The organism is Nostoc sp. (genome assembly GCF_036918245.1).
Taxonomy (GTDB): Bacteria; Cyanobacteriota; Cyanobacteriia; order Cyanobacteriales; family Nostocaceae; genus Nostoc.
Map to the genome: position 1 here is coordinate 198,300 of NZ_JBALEF010000043.1, position 21,421 is coordinate 219,720.

A 21,421-nucleotide genomic window follows, 5' to 3' on the forward strand; every position below is an offset into this window, starting at 1 on the left:
TATGGCAACTATCGAAATCTTGGGCGTTCCACACGCATACGAGCTAACGGCTCCCACTTCCTGCCCCCATGCTTTAGTATTTATCCACGGTTGGCTCAATAGCCGTGGATATTGGCAACCTGTGATTTCCCGCCTATCAGATGATTTGCAGTGCCTGTCCTATGATTTGCGGGGTTTTGGTGAATCCCAATCCCAGGTAAAAACCGATTTTAGTCGAGCACAAATGTCTTTGAGTTTGATGCCCATCTCCAGTAGTGCGGTTGGCTCATCTTTTGATTCTCTTTATACTCCTGCTGCGTATACTCAGGATTTAGCAGCTCTCCTGAAACAGCTAAATATTACGAGTGCTTGGCTAATTGGTCACTCATTAGGCGGGACGATCGCTCTTTGGGGAGCAGATCAAATACCTGAGTGTGTTAAGGGAGTTATCTGTATCAACGCTGGCGGTGGTATTTACCTCAAAGAAGCCTTTGAGCAGTTTCGCTCGGCGGGTCAGAAATTTTTGCAAGTCCGTCCGCGCTGGCTGTCCCAAGTGCCTTTGATTGATTTGCTGTTTACTAGAGCTAGTGTGGCTCGTCCTTTGGAGCGCTATTGGGCACGTCAGCGAGTAATAGATTTCGTTGTGGCTGATCCAGAAGCGGCTCTGGGAACTCTGTTAGACTCCACAACTGAAGAAGAAATCAATCGTTTACCTGAGCTAGTATCCCAACTGAAGCAGCCAGTTTATTTTTTGGCTGGCGCGGAAGACAAGGTTATGGAACCCAAGTATGTGCGCCATTTAGCTAGCTTTCACAGGCTTTTTCAATATTGTGGTGACAATGTTCTGGAAATTCCTAATTGCGGACATCTGGCTATGTTAGAACAGCCGGATGCAGTGGCCGATCACATCCGAGCGATAGTCAGTAGTTATAGAGTATAGGGCATTGGGCATTGGTAGTTACAAATGACAAATGACAAATGACTACTCAATAGGTTGATACAACTTCATTACCTGAGTAAGCCCTAACCTAGACTCAACGCCCAGTGTGAGGGGGGATGTATGACCACGAGATAAATGGTCAGCGGCGGCACAGCCAATCATGGCGGCGTTATCGGTACAGAATTTTAGAGGTGGGAATAAGACGCGTAGGTTATGTTTAACGGCGGCGGCTTGGAGTTTTTTTCTCAACCCGCTGTTTGCAGCTACACCGCCACCAATAGCAATTGTATCTAGACCATAGTCAAGGGCACAGGCGATCGCTCTTTTGGTTAGCGATCGCGCTACCGCATCCTGAAAGCTAGCTGCTACATCTGCCACTGGTACTTGTCCATTATCTTTCTCTAACTGCTGCACTAAACGTAATACAGCCGTTTTTAACCCACTAAAACTCGCATCATAACGATGAAATCCCCCACCCGGTAGAGAAACTCTTCCTTCTGGTAAAGCAAAGGCTTGAGGATTCCCCTCTTGTGCCAACTTGTCAATCACTGGCCCACCCGGATAACCCAGCTTTAACAATCGCGCCACTTTATCAAAGGCTTCACCCGCAGCATCATCACGGGTTTGTCCCAGGGTTTCGTAGATACCACAATCTTTGACATAAATCAAGCTTGTATGTCCGCCTGAAACCAGTAAGCTAAGAAAAGGGGGATTTAAAGTTGATTCGCTCAAGTAAGTTGCGTAAATGTGACCTTCGAGGTGATGAACTCCCAAAAATGGCTTGTTGTGTACCATTGCCAAGGTTTTGGCAGCAGTTAACCCCACCAACAGCGCTCCTACAAGTCCAGGGGCACAAGTGGCGGCAATTGCATCGATTTTTCCCCAGTCTAATTGGGCTTGCTCTAAGGCTTGTGCGATCGCAACATTTATCGTTTCCAAGTGCTGGCGAGACGCTACTTCTGGTACTACTCCGCCATACTGCTGATGGACTGGAATTTGCGAGGCTACGATACTGCTGCAAACTTTACGATTTTTAACAATTGCGACGGCTGTTTCATCACAACTGGTTTCTATTGCTAAAACGGTTGTCATTGAGAGTAATTAGTGCTGTTAGCGGATAGCTAGGGTTGAGCCAGTGCTGAGTCTGGAGTCTTGAGTAATAGAGAGAAAATCTTGCTTCTTTACTACCCTACAACAACAATTCTTATACTCGGCGCTCTAACTGGGCACTCAACACTCTATTTTGGTTGAGAAGCTTTAACTTTTATTTACTTAAACTTTACTCGGTTCCCACCCAAGAGTATGATGACTTCCTAGTTATGCAAATAAACAACTGTACAAGCCGCTTCGTTTTGTACAAAGAACTTCTTGTTTTGTAATAAAAGGAAACAACTCTATGCGACGATTGTTTGCTTTGATGTTAGCGATTAGTCTTTGGTTCAACTTTGCCCCCCCAGCACAAGCTTTAGGGGCTAATTTGACACCGTGCAAGGATAATCCCGCTTTTCAACAGCTAGCAGCTAATGCCCGTAATACCACAGGTGACCCGGAATCAGGGATAAAGCGATTTGAGCGTTATTCTCAAGAGCTGTGTGGTCCTGAGGGTTACCCCCACTTGATTGTTGATGGTCGTCTAGATCATGCTGGTGACTTCCTGATCCCTAGTATTCTCTTCCTCTATATTGCTGGTTGGATTGGTTGGGTAGGTCGTGCTTACCTGCAAGCGATCAAGAAACAAGGCAGCAACGTGGAATTGAAAGAAGTAATCATTGAAGTGCCTTTGGCACTGCCAATTATGCTCTCAGGCTTTACTTGGCCTGTAGCAGCTGTAAAAGAATTTCTGTCTGGCGAATTAGTAGCTAAAGATACAGAAATTCCCATTTCGCCACGCTAACCCTTCCTGCAACTTTTGATTTATTTGGGAGAATGATTCATGCAACAGAATTATTTCGTGAAATATCTATCCTTGGGACCAGTTTTACTTTTTGTCAATTTGGTTTTTACAGCCGTTTTGTTGATTTTATTTAACAACTGGTTTCCTGACCTACTTTTCCACCCACTACCATAAGTTTAAGACAGGATTTAAAAATTTTGTTAGCTGTTAGTTGACAATTAACTAGTAACTACTAACTACTAACAAAATAGTTCTTTGAAACTCGTGATGCTGGGAACAGCTTACGAGTTTCATCCTTTTGAAAGCAGCTAAATTAACTTTTCTAAACTTCCCAGTCAAAAAGCATCTTTAGCCTCAATTATTATTAATATAAAAATGCCACCATTTTAAAATTAGAGGCGAACATAAAATATGGCGCAAGCAGTAGATGCATCAAAAAATCTCCCCAGCGATCCCAGAAATCGGGAAGTTGTTTTTCCCGCATTTGGCGATCCACAGCTAGGCAACCTAGAAACCCCGATTAATGCTTCTCCCTTGAGCAAGTGGTTCATTAATTATTTACCTGCCTATCGCCCAGGTCTGGCTCCTGCTAGACGCGGTTTAGAAGTTGGTATGGCTCATGGTTACTGGCTATTTGGCCCCTTTGCCAAATTGGGCCCACTGCGGGATACAAGTGATGCTAACTTAGCTGGGTTGCTGTCAGCGATTGGGCTGGTTGTAATTCTCACAGGCTCTCTGTCGCTGTATGCTAGTAGCAATCCACCCAAAGCACTTCCTAGTGTTACCGTACCCAAGCTTCCAGCAGATGCTTTTAACTCTAAAGAAAGCTGGAACAACTTCGCCAGTTCTTTCTTAATTGGTGGTATTGGTGGTGCAGTAGTTGCTTACTTTTTGACTAGTAATTTGGCACTAATTCAAGGTCTGTTTGGTTAATTACTAGGAGTTAGGAGTTAGGAGTTTAAATAATTCATAACTTCTAACTCTTAACTCCTAATTTATTTAAACAAAACTGCTTCAATATCATTTAAAGCAGTTTCAAAATCGTCATTAACGATTTGCATATCAAATTCATCTGCGGCTTGAATTTCTTCTTTGGCGCGGAGTAGACGGCGGGCGATCGCTTCTTCAGAGTCTTGGGCACGAGAGCGTATTCGTTTTTCTAATTCATCAAAGGAAGGCGGTAAAATAAAAATGCTGAGGGCACTGGGGAAGGAAGCACGAATTTGTCTTGCCCCTTCTAGTTCAATTTCCAGCACCACTAACTTACCGGCATGAATTTGGTTAAGTACAGCTTCACGGGGTGTGCCGTAATAGTTACCAGCAAATTCTGCCGATTCTAAAAATTCACCTTCAGCAACTAATTGTTCAAACTTACTGCGGCTGATGAAGTAATAACTTTTGCCATCAATTTCCCCTGAACGGGGAGAACGAGTCGTCACAGATACGGAATAATAGAGTTCTGGATGACGCTCTAGGAGCGATCGCATTAAAGTACCTTTACCGACCCCACTGGGGCCAGTTAAAACAATTAACCTGCCTAAATGTAAGCATTCTTCGGTAGTCGCACTACTGTGGATGGGTAAAACTGGCATCATCCCTTCAACCTGTGAATCAATCAATACATATTATTCATTAGTCTTGTGTTCCTGGTATAGTCCACTAATGACTAAAGAATTTGTAGCAAGAGTGACATAAAATTTGTCTAATTCACATGGTACTACCGATCCGGCACAAAGAGGAGTGGGAAAAATCCACTGCTAGTCAATTATCTACAGTTTGATGATCGCGAGAAATTACGAAGCGATTCGCTACCGTTTCCGGCTGAATCGCTGACAGAATTACGTGGCTGGAATCGGTGATAATTACAGCTCTAGTGCGACGACCGTAAGTTGCATCAATCAGTTGACCTCTATCCCGTGCATCGGTAATAATCCGCTTAATCGGGGCAGACTCTGGACTGACAATGGCAACTACTCGGTTGGCAGACACGATGTTACCAAACCCGATGTTAATTAACTGAATGTCCATAAAAAAACTGACGCTAAAGGCGGTTTGATAAAGCTTGAAATAAACTTCTTTCCATGTTATCGCCAAAAAACAGGAGTTACAACGCTTAAATTCAAGCCAATCTGCGTTTTTAAATAATGTCTGCTTCTTTTAGCTATTTATTAGCTATTTTTCCTAAAAATATTCCTAAAGATACAGGCAAAATCATACTGATACGAGCTAGTTAGGTGATGTATTTTCTATGAAAATAACTAGTACCGCAAGAGGCGAATTCAAAATTCACAATGACGCTTGCGGACTCGCGAACAAAATTCAAACAGGTATACAGCGTAAGCATTTTACTGATTTGAAATGGGTAGTTTATTTACGCCGTGCTGTAAAAAGTTAGCTTACCTTTAACAAGGGTTTAGGCCGCGCAAGAGCATTTCAAAGGAAGTAAATAACTTTCAAACTTGTGTTATTGTTCATTACCCAATCTTTCAATCTCCTCAATCAAACGAGCCTAATCAAGATGTTCTAAATCTCGTTCTTGCAATTATTTCAATGTAGTTTTTAATCACAAGTGATAATCCTGTTTATAGAGAATTTGAGTAAGTATTTTTAGACATTGCTTAATATTTTCCTAATTTACGAAGATTGGGAATTAGGTTTTATTGACGTAAACTTCCAGCTTCACAATCGCGCAACCAACCTTTAACCCCTTGGGCAACAGTACCGTTACTACTATCGCGTGGTGAAGATAGTGGCTGCTGTTGTGAATAGGAGCCAGCTTGAGAAAACATCATCACTAGTTGCCAACCACTTTTAGTTTTAGTCAATAACAGCCAGTGAAATTCTTGCAATTCTACAGCTTTCTTATCTATGTACTGCCGCTCCAAGGTAGTAAAGAAAACTTGCTCAACTCCTGATGCAGCACTTTTAGACGCATCTGCACTATATTGTTCAAGGTTAAGGGGCAGAGGAGTAAATTCAGGTCTTCCTGCCACTAACATATAACTGTAAACCTGACTGCTTCTACTGAGGCGGCGGGCGCGTTGACTAGCGCGATTGGTATAACTAGGTAATTTTTGCAGTAGCTGTACAGTTAATGTTTCTAAATTTTGCTCAGAACACAAAGACCTCGCATCACTGTTGACATTTTCCTTTTCTGCTAGCACCGAGGGTTTAGGGGTGGGGTTTATTGAGAAGGCTGGGTAAGCAAAGCTATTTGAAACTACAACCCAGAAGCCACAAGCAAACAGGAAACTATAATTTTTCTGACTGAGCGAAGAGGCAAGATTGTTCTCCCCTACACCCTGCACTCTGAGTTTCTCACTGACTCTTAGCTTCATGCCACCGTGGTTAACTCCTCAGAAATCCTCTTCCAGGCTAACTCAGGCTCAGTAGCAGCGGTGATGGGACGACCAATCACTAGATAATCTGCACCGGCTTTAATGGCTTGTGCTGGAGTGAGCGATCGCTTTTGATCGCCTTTATCTGCCCAAGTTGGTCTAACCCCCGGACAAACTAGCAAAAAGTCATTTCCACAAGTTTGTCGTAGCTGTGCCACCTCTTGAGGCGAACAAACTACCCCATCCAAACCAGATTCTTGAGCCAGCAGGGCCATTTCTAGAGCATATTCTGGCAATTCTAGGGGTATTTTTAAATCAAATGCCAACTGCCGAGCAGAAATGCTCGTTAACAGGGTAATAGCAATTAACTTTGGTGGCTGTACGCCTGCTTTTGCAGCCCCTTCCTGTGCCGCCTCAGTTGCAACTTTCAGGGCATCTCTACCAGCAGTAGCATGAATTGTCAGTAAATCCACTCCGTATCTAGCTGCACTCCGGCAAGCACCAGCAACGGTATTGGGAATATCATCAAACTTTAAATCCAAGAAAATGCGCTTTTGGCGAGACTTTAATACTTCTAGAATTTTCGGGCCAGTGCTGGTAAACAACTCTAAACCGACTTTCCAGAAACTAACTTGTGGTAGCTGATCTATAAGAGCGATCGCAGCTTGTTCATCTGGCACATCCAAAGCCACAATAACTCGTTGTCCTACCTGTTCTCCATTCCCCATTCCCGACTCCCCATTCCCCATTTAAGGCACTAAGCGCACAAACTTATTTTTTCCAACTTGTAAAACTTTACCTTGTAATTCACTAAGAGCATCGAAAGTGGTATCAGCATCAATGATGCGATCGCCATCTAAGCGCACTCCACCCTCTTGAATTTTCCGCTTTCCTTCCCCTGTACTTTTGCACAAGCCAGTGACATTGAGAATATACGCTAACTTAGTAGGGAACTGCTGCACGCTAGCTAGAGAGAATTCTGGAACAGCACCTTCTTTGCCGCCACTTTGCGCTGCTTCTTTTGCCTCTTGGGCTGCTTGTTCACCGTGGTACTGTTTGACAATATCCCATGCTAAGAGTGTTTGGCGATCGCGGGGATTTTCTGGCAGTTTGTCCAAAGGTAAATCCGTCAACAGTTCAAAATACTGTGACAGCAGATTATCAGGAACTCCTTGCAACTTTTGATACTTTTCTCCTGGGTGTTCTGACAATCCGATATAATTACCTAAAGACTTAGACATTTTTTGCACGCCATCCGTGCCAATCAAAATTGGCAGCAGCATACCAAATTGCGGCTTTTGACCAAAATGGCGCTGCAAATCTCTACCTACAGCAATGTTAAATTTCTGGTCAGTGCCACCTAATTCCACATCTGCCTCAACTGCAACCGAATCGAAACCTTGCATTAACGGGTACAGGAACTCATGGATAAAAATCGGATTCTCTTTTTTATAGCGATCGGCAAATCCTTCTTTCGCTAACATCTGCCCCACCGTCATCGTGGAGAGTAACTCCAAAATTTTCTCTAAGTTTAGCCCAGAGAGCCATTCGGAGTTATAGCGCACTTCTAACCTTCCTGGTGTGTCAAAATCCAAGATAGGACGTACTTGATCAAGATAAGTCTGAGCATTTTTAGCTACATCTGCTTCTGTAAGCTGACGACGCACTTCAGATTTGCCAGTTGGATCGCCAATACGTGCTGTAAAATCACCAATAATTAAAACTGCTGTATGACCTGCATCTTGAAATCCTCGCAGTTTTCGTACTGGTATGCTATGACCAAGATGAATATCAGTACCTGTGGGGTCAATCCCGAATTTGACCCTTAAAGGTTGGTCTGTAGTTAGTAAGAGGCTTTCTAGACTTTCGCTGTTAATATCAACTGATTGTGGGAATACTTCTACTACACCACGACGCAACCAAGCGAAATCTGGCGTCATTCTCAGAGATTCATTATTAACTATGTTTTGCACACTAGAAGTTAAGTTGATTATATTCACTGGCAATTTATCCACTTTCTCATCTGCCAAACTACTATAATTGCAAAAAACTAACCGCCTTGCTTCACCCAATCAATTACAGTTAAATTTACAAATGAGGAAGTGAAATAGCCGTGTCGTCGTCTAGGACTTTTGAAGATAAACAGCCACAGCGTCGGGCTTCATCAGGTTTTGAGTTTTTGAAAGGAGTCGGTCAGGTAACTGGCGGTACTCTCCTCTCAATCACCATGCTGGCAAGTTCCATTGTAGCCGGAGGACTGGTTGGTTTAGCCATCAGTTTCCGTAATTTGCCAGATGTGAGACAGCTACGTAACTTCTTTCCCTCAGAAACGACTTACATTTATGACGTTAAGGGCAAACTCTTAACGAGTATTCACGGGGAAGCCAATCGGGAAGTCGTACCCCTAGATAGAATTTCCCCGAATTTAAAACGGGCAGTGTTGGCAAGTGAAGATAGCCACTTCTACGATCACCACGGTATCAACCCTACTGGTGTTGGACGTGCCGTAGTAGTTAACGCTGTAGCAGGTGGAGTCAAAGAGGGTGGCTCTACTGTTACTATGCAATTGGTAAAAAACCTATTTTTGTCTCGTAAGCGCGCCTTTACCCGGAAGTTAGCAGAGGGGGTGCTAGCAATCCGGTTAGAGCAAATTCTTACTAAAGACCAAATATTAGAAATGTACCTCAATCAAGTTTATTGGGGTCATAACAATTATGGTGTACAAACGGCAGCCCGCAGTTACTTTAATAAATCATCAGAATATTTAAGCTTGGGTGAGTCGGCAATGATGGCAGGTTTGATCCAAGCACCAGAAGAATTCAGCCCGTTTGTGAGCATGAAGCTGGCAAAACAGAAACAAAAAGAAGTGCTTGGACGGATGCTGGAATTGAACTGGATCAACCAGTCAGAATACGACAATGCCCTCAAGCAAGAAATCAAACTTGGTAGAATCAAATCCTTTCAAGGTAGTGCCCTACCCTATGTAACCAATACCGTAGCGCAGGAGTTGGCAAAAAAGTTTGGGCGGGAGACACTACTCAAAGGTGGGATGCGGGTGCAAACTACAGTTGATGCCAACTTCCAAATCATGGCAGAGGAAACCGTTATTAAGTGGCATAAAACACTTTTGGGGCAAGGATTATCTAAGAATCAAATGGCCCTAGTGGCAATTGATCCGCGCACACATTTTATCAAAGCACTGGTGGGTGGTATAGATCCTAAAACCAGTGAATTCAATCGTGCAACTCAATCTCAGCGCCAGCCTGGATCTTCTTTTAAACCGTTTGTATACTACACTGCTTTTGCTACTGGTAAATATGGGCCAGACTCAACGGTGGTAGATGCTCCAGTTAGCTATCGAGATGGTAACGGTTGGTACTTTCCCAGAAATTATGATGGCGGTTTTAGCGGAGCTATGCCAATCCGCAGAGCTTTAGCCCAATCGCGCAACATTCCGGTGATCAAGATTGGTAAGGCTGTAGGGATGAATAGAGTCATAGAAACGTGTCGTACCTTGGGGATTACGAGTCCGATGGAACCTGTGACTTCCTTACCACTTGGGGCAATTGGTGTCACACCTCTGGAAATGGCTAGTGCCTATGCTACTTTTGCTAATTATGGCTGGCAATCTCCACCAACTGTAATTGCTCGTGTTACCGATAGCAGTGGTAACGTGTTGCTAGATAATACCCCTAAACCACAGCTAGTTCTCGATCCTTGGGCATCAGCAGCAATTATAGATGTGATGCGATCAGTAATCACTGAAGGTACAGGTAAAGGTGCTGCTCTCGGTCGCCCAGCCGCAGGGAAAACGGGAACAACATCATCAGAAAAAGATATTTGGTTTGTTGGTACTGTGCCACAGTTGACAACTGCTGTCTGGGTAGGGAGAGATGACAACAGACAATTAGCTGACCATGCCACAGGTGGTGTCATGGTTGCTCCCATTTGGAAAGATTTTATGGAGAAGGCACTTAAGAAGGTACCAGTAGAAAACTTCAAGCCACCTTCGCAGTTTTCTCGTCCCAAGTCACAATAATTTAATTTGAGATTTTGAATTTTGGATTGCCAATGAATCCAAAATCTGTCTTGGAAAGTTGGAGCGCCGACTTCCGGCGATCTGACTTTCCGCAAAATCTAAAATTGACTAGGGCTGTTTTTCTAGCTCGGCTTTCATCCGTTCTAAAGTTAGGTGCATTTGGTCAAACATTTGTTGCGGGGTGACACCGAACTGACCTAATTGCGTTTTCAGTTGTTCTACTGTCATTTGTGCCATAAAATCTTCTGATAGCTCGAAGCGCTTCATAAAGACGCGGTATCGATCCATCATGGTTTCCATTTGCTCAATAAACAGCTTTTTGCCATCGCGGTCAAATTTGCCGTAGCCATTGCCAAGCTTGATCAGCGCTTGATAATCCTCAAACAGCTGTTTTGCTTCTTGCTGAACTATTTCAGAATCGAAGAATCCCATATTGCTTATATTAAACTGAGCGCCCGGACTCAGTAGCTTAATAGTTTTACTTCTATTTATTATTTTAGTCTAGGGGAGTAATCTAGTCACGAAGCTTCGGTTTTAGTACGGTTTGTTAGCGAAATTTCAACACTTGACTTGAGAAGGTTTCGCCTTGTTAAATCGACTTAATAAAGCCGCAATACTCAGAGCTTTAGCCATTGATTTAGGATTTGTGTTTTCACCCGGTTCAATTTTCAGTCTGGTAGCGTATTTCAAAGCTAGTGAATCTTGCGGGTTAAGTTTTAATGCTTGACGGATGTAAACCCTGGCCATCCCAATAAATTTCTGTTTGAGATGTACTAAACCTAATAAGGCATAATAGTCGCTATTATTTGGCTCTAACTTGATGGCATCGCGCAGTTCTTGCACGGCTAGGGGCCAATTAGCTAGCCTGACGTACTCAATAGCTCGCTGGTAGTGACGTTGAGCGTAGTTTGTCAAAACTGGTTTGACATTAGTTTTTTCATTTAATGTCAATTCAACTGGCTTGACTTCTACTTCAGGGATGATGCGAACAGCTTTTTGCGGTAGAAACAAGTCAGGTTTATGCAAGTGTAAGTAAACTAAATTCAGTATGCTAATTTGTTGTGTAATTTCATAGAACTGATGGAGTGATTTGTATTGAGCTTCTGCATAGGAGGCGATCACTTCTTTATAAAACAATTCTGCTTGGGGTGCAGACATTTCTATAATTTCTTTAGCTATGGCACTTTGCCCACACAAAGGTTGCTGTTGCAATACTCTTGCGTCCGATCGCAATATGGCTATAGCAATCAAGCGCTTGTGTCGATGTTTGAGTTGTTCATAAGCTGGATTGATTAAATAGCTAAGTATTGCCGTTGCTAATTCTTGGTCTGGATTGCAGCTTTTAGCATAGCGATCGGGATGTAGCTGTTTCGCTAAAGTGTGATAGCGTTTAAAAATCTGGCGATCGTCAGCACTCACAGAAATTCCTAGCACAGCGTAAGGATCACAAAGCTGTTTAAACCATTCTGGCGGTAGGAAGGTCTGTGACATCGTAGTAGTCTAGATCCGTTAAAAACTTCAAATTAGCATCAAAGCTCAATGCACAGTCATGTGAAACTTACTCAAATTTCTTCAAGTATTAAATTGTGTGGCTTACCACCCAAAAGTCGGAAGGGCAAAACAGGGTAGTTGACTAAAATGAGTAAGTTTTGAATTATTTCTGTGCCTTTTGACTGTCTTATTGTAGGAACTGTGGTATTCGTATATTTATTAGAAATATGTTGACTAAGCGTAAAAGTCGAAGTGTTGCCGCTGTTTTAGCTTTTTCTGGCACGCTGACAATTTCAGGATTACATAAATTCTACCTGGGACAGCCGCTGTGGGGTGTTTTGTATGTGTTGCTTTCTTGGACACCTATCCCCAAGGTAGCTAGTGCGATTGAGGGAGTTTGGTATTTAGCCCAAGACGAAGAAGCTTTTGATCGTAATTTTAATCTCGGCAAGTCAGCGGCAAGAAACTCACAAAAGGTGATTAATCAGGTAGGAGCGATCGCTGACGCAATGCGGGAATTAGATGCTCTGCGCCAGGATGGACTGATTTCAGAGTATGAATTTGAACAAAAGCGCCGCCAATTGCTAGACCAGATTTCTTGAGGTAAGCGACAATCATGAATAACTGGCTACCTTTAAATTCTAGACTGCAAAAACTCCGCGCCAAACTCCTCAACGATCCCTACTATCGCCTACAATCTGGGGAAGAAATTCAGATAGCGGCTCAATTAGGTATCCGCATTGATGCTAATCAAGCCACTGTAGATGATTGGTTACGTCTGCCAGGTTTGTCAATTCACCAAGCGCGATCGCTTGTGGAACTTTCACATTCGGGTGTGAAATTTTACTGTATTGAAGATATCGCTGCGGCTTTGGGTATACCAGCGCCGCGCCTGGAGCCATTAAAGCCTCTGCTGAATTTTATTTACTATGACCACGAATCTTTAGAAAATCCGACGCATTTGGTTAACCCAAACACAGCAACAGTTGAAAAGTTAGCACAAATTCCATTTATAGATTTGTCTGTGGCGCAAGCAGTGGTGCAAAATCGCCAATCAGCCGGGCCTTACCGTAACCTGGCTGATTTCCAGCGACGGCTAGAGTTAACTGGTGATGCGATCGCCCAGATAATGTATTATTTGAGGTTTTAAGTTAAAAGTTAGAAGTCTTAAAATAACTCCTAACTCTGGCAATTTTGGATTGAAAGAAAAATCCAAAATCTAAAACTGATTAAATGAACCCAATGCGATCGAGAGGCCAAAAGCGGAACGTTGCCCGACCGATGACATTTTTTCTGGGTAAAAAGCCCCAATAGCGAGAATCATTACTATCGTTGCGATTATCTCCCATGACGAAAAATTCGTCTTCTGGGACTTTCACTGGTCGATATGGCTGATTTGGAGGTTCAGCGATGTAATCTTCTGCCAAGGGTTGACCGTTGAGGTAGACTTTGCCAGAAGCAACACTAATTACCTCACGTGGCTGGCCAATAACTCGCTTGATAAACGCTTGGTCTTTGGGATATCCTCGACGTTGTAGTTCTGCGGGTGGCTGAAAAACAATAATATCTCCAGTTATGGGAGGGTGAAAATGGTAGGAGATTTTTTCAACTACCAAGCGATCGCCAGTATGTAAGGTGGGTAACATCGAGTCAGATGGTATATAGCGCGGTTCGGCGATAAAAGTCCTGATTAAGAATGCCAAACACAGTGCGATCGCAATTAAAATCAGATTTTCTTGCCAACTACGCCATACTTTTAACGACGCACGCTCTTCTTTTGCATCACTTTCGTGAGGAATCATAAAAGTTTCTAGCCAGTTTTAGAAGTGAGACAAATACCTTGATTATTTTGACTCAAAAGGTATATTAATAGGAAAACAGGGTTTAGGGTCAACCTATACAGACATGAAATAATACACTTATCCATTTGCCAAAGATAAGCAAAAGTACTGTAAATAAACTATGACTTGTCTAAGGTAATATAAGCTAATAATTAGGATTGCTAAATAGATAATTAAAAATAAAAATTCTAATTGCTGTAATTATAAGGCAAGTTATGAGATAATTGTGAGTTTTGTTTCTTCCTGCAAAAGAAGCTAGTTACAGACTGCTAGAGCGATACAACCAGTAGGTTTTTTCTTTAAACAGAAAATTGGTCGTAGAGTTGCAAAATAGTCTACCCCATGTTTGACAGTATCTACCTCACTTTACTGAAAAAAGGCAGAGGGCAGTCTTGCTGGAGGTTGAGTTGCAAAAAAATATATTTTGGTCTATATTATTAAGTGATATTACATAAAATTAGTCAAAATGTAAATGTATTTTTAAATGCAGAAATTTAGTTTGAATAAGTGTTTTTAGTAAAAAATACTACTTTTCAATATTAAATACAGACTTTAATGCTTTAATGCTTTAATGGATAGATGTCATACTATTGTAATTTTAATAACTTGCCTATATATACGAAATTAATTTCCGTAATTACACGGTGACAGTGCATATTAAACTGTACTATTAATTAAGATATAAACATACTTAATTATCGAGAAAAACATTCACAGACAGAAAGCTACTAGCAATTTCGGCTAAACTATCAGCGTCCGAAAGAGAAGTAAGCTGCTGATAGAATTATTTTTGCTGAATGACTTAAAAGTGACTAGATTTAAAGAATAAATGCCCCTTGGCAATGAGAAACTATATTGAATCAATTTTCGTCTGGTCTATTTCATAGAAAGTACAAGGTAACATTCTGTCAGTTGAAAATTTAACTTTTTCTTAAAAAGGAAACAATGGCAACAGGCAGTAAAATATATCCTATCAAGAATAGAACTAATAGTTTACCAGACTCTTTTTTTAAAGATGACCCGCCCTTGTAAGTAGTTTTGTATGTTAATCAAACAATTCACTTAAGTTGTAAATTATACAGTTTTACTGTCAGAAAGTCTGGCTAAAAAAACTTCAGTCTGCTAAAAGTGCAAATTGTCGGGATGACAGCTTAGTTCATCTTATTTGAAAATCTATAAAACTTGAAAGGATAATGCTGCCTTAGCGGTGAACTGAAAAACAGCAACTAATTCATAACTCCTATTTAAGAGGATTTTGGGGTGTGGTTAATTATCTGATTTTGTTCCTCTCCTTCTTAGAGCTAGCGGTAAGAATGTGGAAATGCAGAGCTTACCTTTTATGACTGGGTTGAAATTAAACAGTACCAATTATTGTATATTCAACGCTGTCCAAATCTAGTGCATATAGATTTCAGTTAAAACAATATAGTTTGTCTTATCAATTCGGAATTCCCGTTAGTACCAATTCCAATTTTCATGATTACCAGAAAGCAACTGGTATCTAAATATCTAATAAAAATGTGCTATAACGTACCGTCATAACCGTGGTGATGGTTCGATCTTTGAAGGAGCTATGAGGTGGAAAACAATAAGTCGTTTCTGTGGCCAGAAGGAATATTAATTGCGCTACTTGCTTTAGGTGGTGTTTTTAGTCTTGCTTTTATGATGCTTCTAAGGCCAAATGCTTCGGAGGTTCAGAGTAGACCAAGTATAAATGTCAAGGATGTATCTGCAAACGTAGGAACTCAGCAGCGCATTGAGAAATTAAAGGCGGCGATGCTTACAAGTTGGCAGCAAGAAGCACAAACAAAGGGCCTAGCCTACCCCATACCATCACGTTTTCAAGGGGAAATCATTAAAGCTGCAAAACTTACTCAGGGTGAGAAAGTGATTGCTCTCACCTTTGATGATGGCCCTTGGCCTCAGACTACAGAGCAAGTGCTAAGTATTCTGAAATCAAATAATATCAAAGGAACGTTTTTTGTAGTCGGGCAGAACCTAAAAAATTATCCAGAGTTAGGAAAGCAGATTGTCGCTCAAGGTCACGTCATTGCCAACCATACTTGGCATCACTGGTATCACTTCTTTAATCAACAAGCAGCTGCTTTTGAAATTGATCGCACAACAGACTTAATTTATCAAGTTACAGGTGTCAAAACAAATCTATTCCGACCGCCTGGTGGCATCATGCACAACGGATTAGCTGGTTATGCTAAAGGACAAAAGTATGCTGTGGTGATGTGGTCAGCTGACTCCACTGACTACAAGTTACCAGCTGTACCAAAGTTAATCGATAACGTGATTAAAGATTCAAAACCTGGTGGAATTGTGCTAATGCATGATGGTGGTGGTAATCGTTCCAGAACTGTGCAAGCTTTACCAGTAATTATTAACAACTTTAAAAAGCAAGGCTATCGCTTTGTGACTATTCCAGAACTTTTAGAAATAGAAGATACAGATCAAAAGTTGCTTGCTAACAAAAAGTAATAATTATTAATTATAAATAATTAGTCAATAGTAATTGGCTAAAAACTAAAATTCATTATTATGAATAATTTAGATTATGGGGGAACCAGACGATCTAACATTATCAATATTTTTCACAATAATATTTGGAGCGCCTTTTTTGGAACAACCAAGGACTCTAGAGTTCTTAATACTTCTCGCAATATTACTTGGACTACCTTTTTTTGGAGGAGTATTTGCTGGAATAGCTACTCTAATTATCACAAGGAAAACCAATTTTTTTATTGAGAATAAATAACGAACAAATAAGGTTTATAAAAAATACGAGAACCATTGTTACAGAAAACAGGGTTTAGCGTTATTACATGAATACTACGAAAGTTTTTTGGCGCTGAAAATCTTGTTTTATTGAAAGGCAGGCCGGAAAGCCCGCCTCACAAGATTGAATTTATTTGTTGTCAGTCTCTTAATGACTGCTGACTAAACTGAACTCAGTTGTTTTTTCAGGATTGGCTTCTGGACTATCAGCTTCAGAAGGCGGAACTAACTGCCAGAATTTCGGCAAAAATTCTTGCCAGTTTTGCAGAATTTTCTTCGCCTTTGGTGAACCAGTGCGTTCTGCATGAGTTTGGATTAACTCTTGCAGTTGCTTTGCACCTACTTCGGTAATCACCCGCTGTATTTTGACAATTTCTGGGTTGACTAACTCACGAAATGAGTCGTCTTCATCCAAAAAGTATGCCAGTCCACCAGTCATTCCCGCTGCTACGTTACGTCCTACTTTGCCAAGGACGACAATCACACCACCAGTCATGTATTCACAGCAGTGATCCCCAGCGCCTTCAATCACTGCGATGCCTTTGGAGTTTCTCACAGCAAAGCGCTCTCCTGCTAGCCCGTTGGCAAATAATATGCCACCAGTAGCACCATACAGGCAGGTATTGCCAACTATCACGTTTTGTGATCCGTTATAGGTAGCATCAGTTGGAGGTTTGATGATGATTTCACCACCATGCATCCCTTTACCTACATAGTCGTTTGCTTCACCTTGCAGGGTCAAAATTATACCAGGGAGGTTGAAAGCACCAAAGCTTTGCCCAACACTACCTGTAAAGTTGAGATTAATTTGTCCTTCAAAGCCACTATCACCGTATTGAGAAGCGATCGCACCCGCTAATCTTGTGCCCACTGTTCTGTCAGTATTGATAATTGGGTAAGTTTTGGTGACAGTAGATTGATCCCTAACAGCAGCCAGAATGTCGGGATCGGCAAGGAACTTGTCATCCAAAACCACGCCGTTGCTGTGAACTTCTTCATGCACCAACCAGCTACGATTGTCTCTGCTATTTGGTAGCTGAAGTAAACAGTCGAGATTTAGCGATCGCGTTTTGGTGAGTTTTGCCTCTTGGCGCAGTTTTAACAAATCTGCACGTCCAATGATTTCTGACAAAGAACGGTAGCCAAGTCGGGCTAACAAACTACGCACTTCTTCGGCAATGAAGTAGAAGAAGTTGACAACCTGCTCCGGTATTCCCGTAAACCGCTTACGGAGTTCTTCTTTCTGAGTAGCAACACCCACAGGGCAGGTATTCATGTGGCAAACTCGCGCCATGATACAGCCTTCAGCAATCATGGCGATAGAGCCGAAACCAAATTCTTCACCGCCCATCAATGCACCTATTACCACATCCCAGCCACTCTTGAGTCCGCCATCTACGCGTAAAATCACGCGATCGCGCAAGCCATTTTCCATCAAAACGCGATGCACTTCACTTAAACCCAGTTCCCACGGTGAACCCGCATGTTTAATTGAACTGAGTGGCGATGCACCTGTACCACCATCATGTCCAGAAATCTGGATAATATCAGCGTTTGCCTTCGCTACACCAGCGGCGATCGTGCCAATGCCAACTTCTGCAACTAGCTTCACCGACACTTTTGCTTTCGGATTTATTTGATGGAGATCAAAAATCAGTTGTGCTAGGTCTTCAATAGAATAAATATCGTGGTGCGGTGGTGGCGATATCAGCGTCACACCTGGCTTGGAGCGCCTTAACATCGCAATGTATTGGCTCACCTTGGGCCCTGGCAGTTGCCCACCTTCCCCAGGCTTGGCACCTTGGGCAATTTTGATTTCAATTTGTTTGGCGTTGACTAGGTACTCTGGTGTGACACCAAAGCGTCCCGATGCAACTTGCTTAATGGCACTATAAGCTCGATCGCCATTCCGCAATCCTTTTAAATGAGGTAGGGTTTGCGAGTGACCAAACTCGTCTACATCATCTAAAACTGTGTAGCGCACTGGATCTTCGCCGCCTTCTCCAGAATTTGATTTACCGCCAATCCGGTTCATGGCGATCGCTAAAGTTTCATGGGCTTCTCTTGACAAAGCGCCTAAAGACATGCCACCGGTACAGAAGCGCTTGACTATTTCATATACCGATTCCACTTCTTCTAGAGGAACCGATGTGCGGTCGCCTTGGAAGTCCAGCAAGTCCCGCAAGGCTGTTACTGGTCTGCCTTGGAGGTGCTTTTTGTAAACTTCGTAGTGGTCGTAGTTTTTGCCATCTAGAGCCTTATGCAGCGCCTTAACCATTTCTGGGCTATTCATGTGGTACTCGCCGTTAGGACGGTATTGCACAAAGCCCAGGTTTTCTAACTTATTAGTCGTCAGTTCTGGGAAAGCCTTGCTGTGGAAGGAAAGCACTTCATCAGCAAGTTCGGTAACACTCAAACCACCGATGCGGGAAGTCGTACCACGGAATCCCAGGTCGATTAAATCTCCACCGATGCCAATAGCTTCAAAGATTTGGGCTGCTTGATAGCTGGAGAGCAGAGAAATTCCCATTTTGGAGAGAATTTTTAGCAAACCTGACTCTACTGCTTTGCGATAGTTTCCTAAAGCTTGTTCTAGGGTGAGGGTAGGAATTTTTTGCACACCCATTAACTTTTGAGTTTTGGGATCAGACCACCAATCACGCACCGTATCTAAAGCCATATACGGGCAAACTGCGCCAGCACCATAGCCAATCAGACAAGCAAAGTGATGGGTACTCCAGCATTGAGCAGTATTCACAATCAGGGATGTTTTCATTCGCAACCCCTCACGAATCAGATGGTGATGCACTGCACCCACTGCTAATAAGGGAGGAATGTAGGTATATTCTGTGTTGATACTGTCATTCACCCGATCCCGATCGCTTAATATTAAAATCTTTGTACCTGCCCGGACTGACTCAGCTGCTTGTGCTTGTAAAGACTGCACAGCGGCTTTTAATCCTTCTGGACCGCTGGCGATCGCAAATAGGGTTGACAACTCAGCCGTGGCAAATCCTGACAGCTTAATCGCCTCTAATTCTGCATCCGTTAACACTGGCGATTCGAGTTTCAATCTCCGAGCATATTCTGGCTTAGGTTCTAATAAGTTACCTCGTTCACCCAGTTCAACTTTTAGAGACATTACTAGCTTTTCCCGCAGGGGATCGATCGCTGGGTTCGTCACCTGAGCAAAGCGCTGTTTGAAATAGTCATAAAGCAGGTGGGGCTTTTGTGACAGAACCGCTAAGGGAATATCATCACCCATGCAGAAAGTCGGTTCTGAACCTGCGATCGCCATTGGATGAATCACCATTTCCACATCTTCTGTGGTGTAGCCAAAGGCAGTTTGACGCTGAAGTAAGGTTTGCTTGTCAATTTTGCCAGTTGTAGTATGCCCGTTACCATTCTCAGCAGCCAGATTTCCATTTCCATTCACATCTGACGACTGACTACTGACAATTTGTTTGAGTTCTTGACGGTGCTGTTGCAGCCATTCTCCATAAGGGTGCTGTTTGGCGATGCGCCCCTTTATATCCCAATTCTTCAGCACTTCATTATTTTCTAAATCCACGGCAATCATTTGCCCTGGGCCGAGCCTACCTTTCTCGACAATATCGGCTTCTGGGAAGTTTACTACACCAGCTTCCGAAGCTACAACAATGTAATCATCTTTGGTGATCGCGTAGCGAGCTGGTCTTAAACCATTACGATCTAGTGTTGCACCAACTTTTTTGCCATCGCTGAATACTAAAAGTGCTGGCCCGTCCCAAGCTTCTTGCAGACCACTGTAATATTCGTAAAAATCAACAATTTCTGGAGATTCACGTAAAGAAGGCTGATTTTGGTAAGCTTCTGGAACCATAATCATTAAAGCTTCTAAGGGGCTGCGTCCAGAGCAAACCAGCAATTCCACTACGTTGTCTAGGGTAGCTGAGTCGCTGTTATCAATATGAACTAATGGCTTAAGTTCATTGATGCGATCGCCCCATACAGGATGATTCAGGCTAGCTTCTCGTGCCATCATCCAGTTGATGTTACCCAATAAGGTATTGATTTCGCCGTTGTGACCCAAAAGCCTCATCGGTTGGGCTAGAGGCCATTTGGGCATCGTATTCGTACTAAAACGGCGGTGATAAACAGCAAAGGCGCTTTTGTAAGCTGGATTTTTTAAATCGTCATAAAAGCTGCCCAAGACAGCGGAACGCACCATGCCTTTGTAGACAATTGTGCGACTTGACAACGAACAGATATAAAATTCTTCTGAGATGTTAGTTGCAGCTTTACTAATTCGGCGGCGGGTAATGTACAACTGCCGTTCTAATTCATCACCACTTTTGTCAACAGAGGCTAACAAAACTTGTTCAATCTGGGGTTGATTTTCTTTTGCTTGTATCCCCAGTAAATCAGGTTGTACTGGCACTACTCGCCAACCCAGTACAATCAATTTTTCTTCAGCAGCTACTTGCTCAACAGTCGCCCTAGCTTTTTGTGCTGCTTCTTGGTCTTGTGGTAGAAATATCATCCCCACAGCTATATTATTGGTGGATGGAAATTCCTTCTCCCCTTGGGCAAAGTCTTGTTGGAACAACTCCCAAGGTATTGCTGTCAATACTCCAGCACCATCACCAGAGTCGCGATCGGCGCTACAACCTCCCCGGTGTTCTAAACAGGTTAAAGCAGCTAAGGCTTTTTCGACAATTTCGTGGCTGATATGATTCTGGCGATGAGCAATAAAACCTACACCACAGGCATCTCGTTCCTCTACTAACCACTTTTGCCCCTGATAGGTATCTCTTGAGTTGATATCCGCTGTGATTTTCTGGCCTTGATTCATCGGTTTATTATTCATACCCTGTTCCTGAAGTATTGAGTTACCAATTTTGCCACTACATTGTGGGAAAAAATTTCTAAATTCAGCGATGGAAAAATATATAAGCACCGAAATTTAGGGAAAAAAAATTTTAACTTCGGTTTTACTTTATTAGTTCCCCCGTGTTAAAATAGTTGCGTGTTTTTTATGTATTTATGCGGTGTTAGACAAGTTACCTCAGCCAAGACATTATTTTTGCCCTGACAGTTTCTTTTTTATATTTTGAAGTTAAGTATTTTCTCAAT

18 protein-coding genes are annotated in these 21,421 nt (G+C 42.5%); 8 read left to right on the plus strand and 10 right to left on the minus strand.

Translation table 11 applies throughout. The features are described 5' to 3' along the window. Position 1 precedes the first annotated feature (1 nt). Positions 2-919 (plus strand): alpha/beta fold hydrolase, encoded by a 918-nt coding sequence (locus V7L12_RS10770; RefSeq protein ID WP_335084301.1) that lies wholly within the window; start codon positions 2-4, stop codon positions 917-919. A 42-nt stretch (positions 920-961) separates the two neighbouring features. Here V7L12_RS10770 and tsaD read toward each other — a convergent pair whose 3' ends face one another. Further along, on the minus strand, positions 962-2,011 hold the full coding sequence (gene tsaD / locus V7L12_RS10775) for a tRNA (adenosine(37)-N6)-threonylcarbamoyltransferase complex transferase subunit TsaD (protein ID WP_335084302.1): 1,050 nt from the start codon (positions 2,009-2,011) through the stop codon (positions 962-964). A 304-nt stretch (positions 2,012-2,315) separates the two neighbouring features. Between tsaD and V7L12_RS10780 the strand changes: the two genes are divergently transcribed. The 3 genes from V7L12_RS10780 to V7L12_RS10790 all read left to right on the plus strand — a co-directional run bounded on the left by V7L12_RS10780 (position 2,316) and on the right by V7L12_RS10790 (position 3,746). Further along, positions 2,316-2,813 carry a Photosystem I reaction center subunit III gene (locus tag V7L12_RS10780; protein WP_335084303.1) on the plus strand — a complete coding sequence of 166 codons (498 nt, stop codon included), beginning with the start codon at positions 2,316-2,318 and terminating at the stop codon, positions 2,811-2,813. A 39-nt stretch (positions 2,814-2,852) separates the two neighbouring features. Next, positions 2,853-2,987: a Photosystem I reaction center subunit IX gene (locus V7L12_RS10785; protein ID WP_335084304.1), complete on the plus strand. Its 135-nt coding sequence runs from the start codon at positions 2,853-2,855 to the stop codon at positions 2,985-2,987. Between the two features lie 237 nt (positions 2,988-3,224). After that, positions 3,225-3,746, plus strand: coding sequence for a photosystem I reaction center protein subunit XI (locus V7L12_RS10790; RefSeq protein WP_335084305.1), 522 nt, complete (start codon positions 3,225-3,227; stop codon positions 3,744-3,746). 62 nt (positions 3,747-3,808) lie between these two features. Here the strand turns inward: V7L12_RS10790 and gmk are convergent, their stop codons facing one another. The 5 genes from gmk to tyrS all read right to left on the minus strand — a co-directional run bounded on the left by gmk (position 3,809) and on the right by tyrS (position 8,091). Continuing rightward, positions 3,809-4,408 carry a guanylate kinase gene (gene gmk, locus V7L12_RS10795; RefSeq protein ID WP_335084434.1) on the minus strand — a complete coding sequence of 200 codons (600 nt, stop codon included), beginning with the start codon at positions 4,406-4,408 and terminating at the stop codon, positions 3,809-3,811. Positions 4,409-4,574: 166 nt separating this feature from the next. Further along, positions 4,575-4,841, minus strand: coding sequence for an extracellular matrix/biofilm regulator RemA (gene remA / locus V7L12_RS10800; protein ID WP_073639751.1), 267 nt, complete (start codon positions 4,839-4,841; stop codon positions 4,575-4,577). 629 nt (positions 4,842-5,470) lie between these two features. After that, entirely contained in the window at positions 5,471-6,151 is a 681-nt protein-coding gene (locus V7L12_RS10805; protein WP_335084306.1) for a hypothetical protein, read from the minus strand. After that, positions 6,148-6,879: an orotidine-5'-phosphate decarboxylase gene (gene pyrF, locus V7L12_RS10810; RefSeq protein ID WP_335084307.1), complete on the minus strand. Its 732-nt coding sequence runs from the start codon at positions 6,877-6,879 to the stop codon at positions 6,148-6,150. The genes V7L12_RS10805 and pyrF overlap by 4 nt, the downstream gene beginning before the upstream one ends. Positions 6,880-6,900: 21 nt before the next feature. After that, positions 6,901-8,091, minus strand: coding sequence for a tyrosine--tRNA ligase (tyrS, locus tag V7L12_RS10815; protein ID WP_335084435.1), 1,191 nt, complete (start codon positions 8,089-8,091; stop codon positions 6,901-6,903). Between the two features lie 173 nt (positions 8,092-8,264). On the opposite strand from tyrS, the gene V7L12_RS10820 reads away from it, so the two are divergent. Next, positions 8,265-10,190, plus strand: a complete 1,926-nt coding sequence (locus tag V7L12_RS10820) for a transglycosylase domain-containing protein (RefSeq protein WP_335084308.1) — start codon at positions 8,265-8,267, stop codon at positions 10,188-10,190. A gap of 108 nt (positions 10,191-10,298) precedes the next feature. Here the strand turns inward: V7L12_RS10820 and V7L12_RS10825 are convergent, their stop codons facing one another. Together V7L12_RS10825 and V7L12_RS10830 are read right to left on the minus strand one after the other, a co-directional pair. Further along, on the minus strand, positions 10,299-10,622 hold the full coding sequence (locus V7L12_RS10825; protein ID WP_334815645.1) for a DUF1825 family protein: 324 nt from the start codon (positions 10,620-10,622) through the stop codon (positions 10,299-10,301). Between the two features lie 126 nt (positions 10,623-10,748). Continuing rightward, positions 10,749-11,681: a J domain-containing protein gene (locus V7L12_RS10830; protein ID WP_335084309.1), complete on the minus strand. Its 933-nt coding sequence runs from the start codon at positions 11,679-11,681 to the stop codon at positions 10,749-10,751. A 227-nt stretch (positions 11,682-11,908) separates the two neighbouring features. Here V7L12_RS10830 and V7L12_RS10835 point away from each other — a divergent pair, with 227 nt between their 5' ends. After that, entirely contained in the window at positions 11,909-12,283 is a 375-nt protein-coding gene (locus V7L12_RS10835) for an NINE protein (RefSeq protein WP_292724826.1), read from the plus strand. A 14-nt stretch (positions 12,284-12,297) separates the two neighbouring features. Next, a complete protein-coding gene (locus V7L12_RS10840; RefSeq protein WP_335084310.1) occupies positions 12,298-12,831 on the plus strand; it encodes a ComEA family DNA-binding protein in 534 nt (177 codons plus the stop codon). 79 nt (positions 12,832-12,910) lie between these two features. On the opposite strand, the gene lepB is transcribed toward V7L12_RS10840, so the two are convergent. Next, positions 12,911-13,483 carry a signal peptidase I gene (gene lepB / locus V7L12_RS10845; RefSeq protein WP_335084311.1) on the minus strand — a complete coding sequence of 191 codons (573 nt, stop codon included), beginning with the start codon at positions 13,481-13,483 and terminating at the stop codon, positions 12,911-12,913. Positions 13,484-15,100: 1,617 nt separating this feature from the next. Between lepB and V7L12_RS10850 the strand changes: the two genes are divergently transcribed. Beyond that, positions 15,101-16,009, plus strand: a complete 909-nt coding sequence (locus tag V7L12_RS10850) for a polysaccharide deacetylase family protein (RefSeq protein ID WP_335084312.1) — start codon at positions 15,101-15,103, stop codon at positions 16,007-16,009. A gap of 445 nt (positions 16,010-16,454) precedes the next feature. Here V7L12_RS10850 and V7L12_RS10855 read toward each other — a convergent pair whose 3' ends face one another. Then, positions 16,455-21,155, minus strand: a complete 4,701-nt coding sequence (locus tag V7L12_RS10855) for a glutamate synthase-related protein (protein WP_335084313.1) — start codon at positions 21,153-21,155, stop codon at positions 16,455-16,457. Positions 21,156-21,421 lie beyond the last annotated feature (266 nt).

Coding starts and splice junctions, on each gene's coding strand:
- V7L12_RS10830 (WP_335084309.1), bottom strand. CDS start 11,681: ATGTCACAGACCTTCCTACCGCCAGAATGGTTTAAACAGCTTTGTGAT.
- V7L12_RS10790 (WP_335084305.1), top strand. CDS start 3,225: ATGGCGCAAGCAGTAGATGCATCAAAAAATCTCCCCAGCGATCCCAGA.
- lepB (WP_335084311.1), bottom strand. CDS start 13,483: ATGATTCCTCACGAAAGTGATGCAAAAGAAGAGCGTGCGTCGTTAAAA.
- V7L12_RS10805 (WP_335084306.1), bottom strand. CDS start 6,151: ATGAAGCTAAGAGTCAGTGAGAAACTCAGAGTGCAGGGTGTAGGGGAG.
- tyrS (WP_335084435.1), bottom strand. CDS start 8,091: ATGACGCCAGATTTCGCTTGGTTGCGTCGTGGTGTAGTAGAAGTATTC.
- gmk (WP_335084434.1), bottom strand. CDS start 4,408: ATGATGCCAGTTTTACCCATCCACAGTAGTGCGACTACCGAAGAATGC.
- V7L12_RS10825 (WP_334815645.1), bottom strand. CDS start 10,622: ATGGGATTCTTCGATTCTGAAATAGTTCAGCAAGAAGCAAAACAGCTG.
- V7L12_RS10770 (WP_335084301.1), top strand. CDS start 2: ATGGCAACTATCGAAATCTTGGGCGTTCCACACGCATACGAGCTAACG.
- pyrF (WP_335084307.1), bottom strand. CDS start 6,879: ATGGGGAATGGAGAACAGGTAGGACAACGAGTTATTGTGGCTTTGGAT.
- V7L12_RS10780 (WP_335084303.1), top strand. CDS start 2,316: ATGCGACGATTGTTTGCTTTGATGTTAGCGATTAGTCTTTGGTTCAAC.
- V7L12_RS10835 (WP_292724826.1), top strand. CDS start 11,909: ATGTTGACTAAGCGTAAAAGTCGAAGTGTTGCCGCTGTTTTAGCTTTT.
- V7L12_RS10855 (WP_335084313.1), bottom strand. CDS start 21,155: ATGAATAATAAACCGATGAATCAAGGCCAGAAAATCACAGCGGATATC.
- V7L12_RS10840 (WP_335084310.1), top strand. CDS start 12,298: ATGAATAACTGGCTACCTTTAAATTCTAGACTGCAAAAACTCCGCGCC.
- remA (WP_073639751.1), bottom strand. CDS start 4,841: ATGGACATTCAGTTAATTAACATCGGGTTTGGTAACATCGTGTCTGCC.
- V7L12_RS10785 (WP_335084304.1), top strand. CDS start 2,853: ATGCAACAGAATTATTTCGTGAAATATCTATCCTTGGGACCAGTTTTA.
- tsaD (WP_335084302.1), bottom strand. CDS start 2,011: ATGACAACCGTTTTAGCAATAGAAACCAGTTGTGATGAAACAGCCGTC.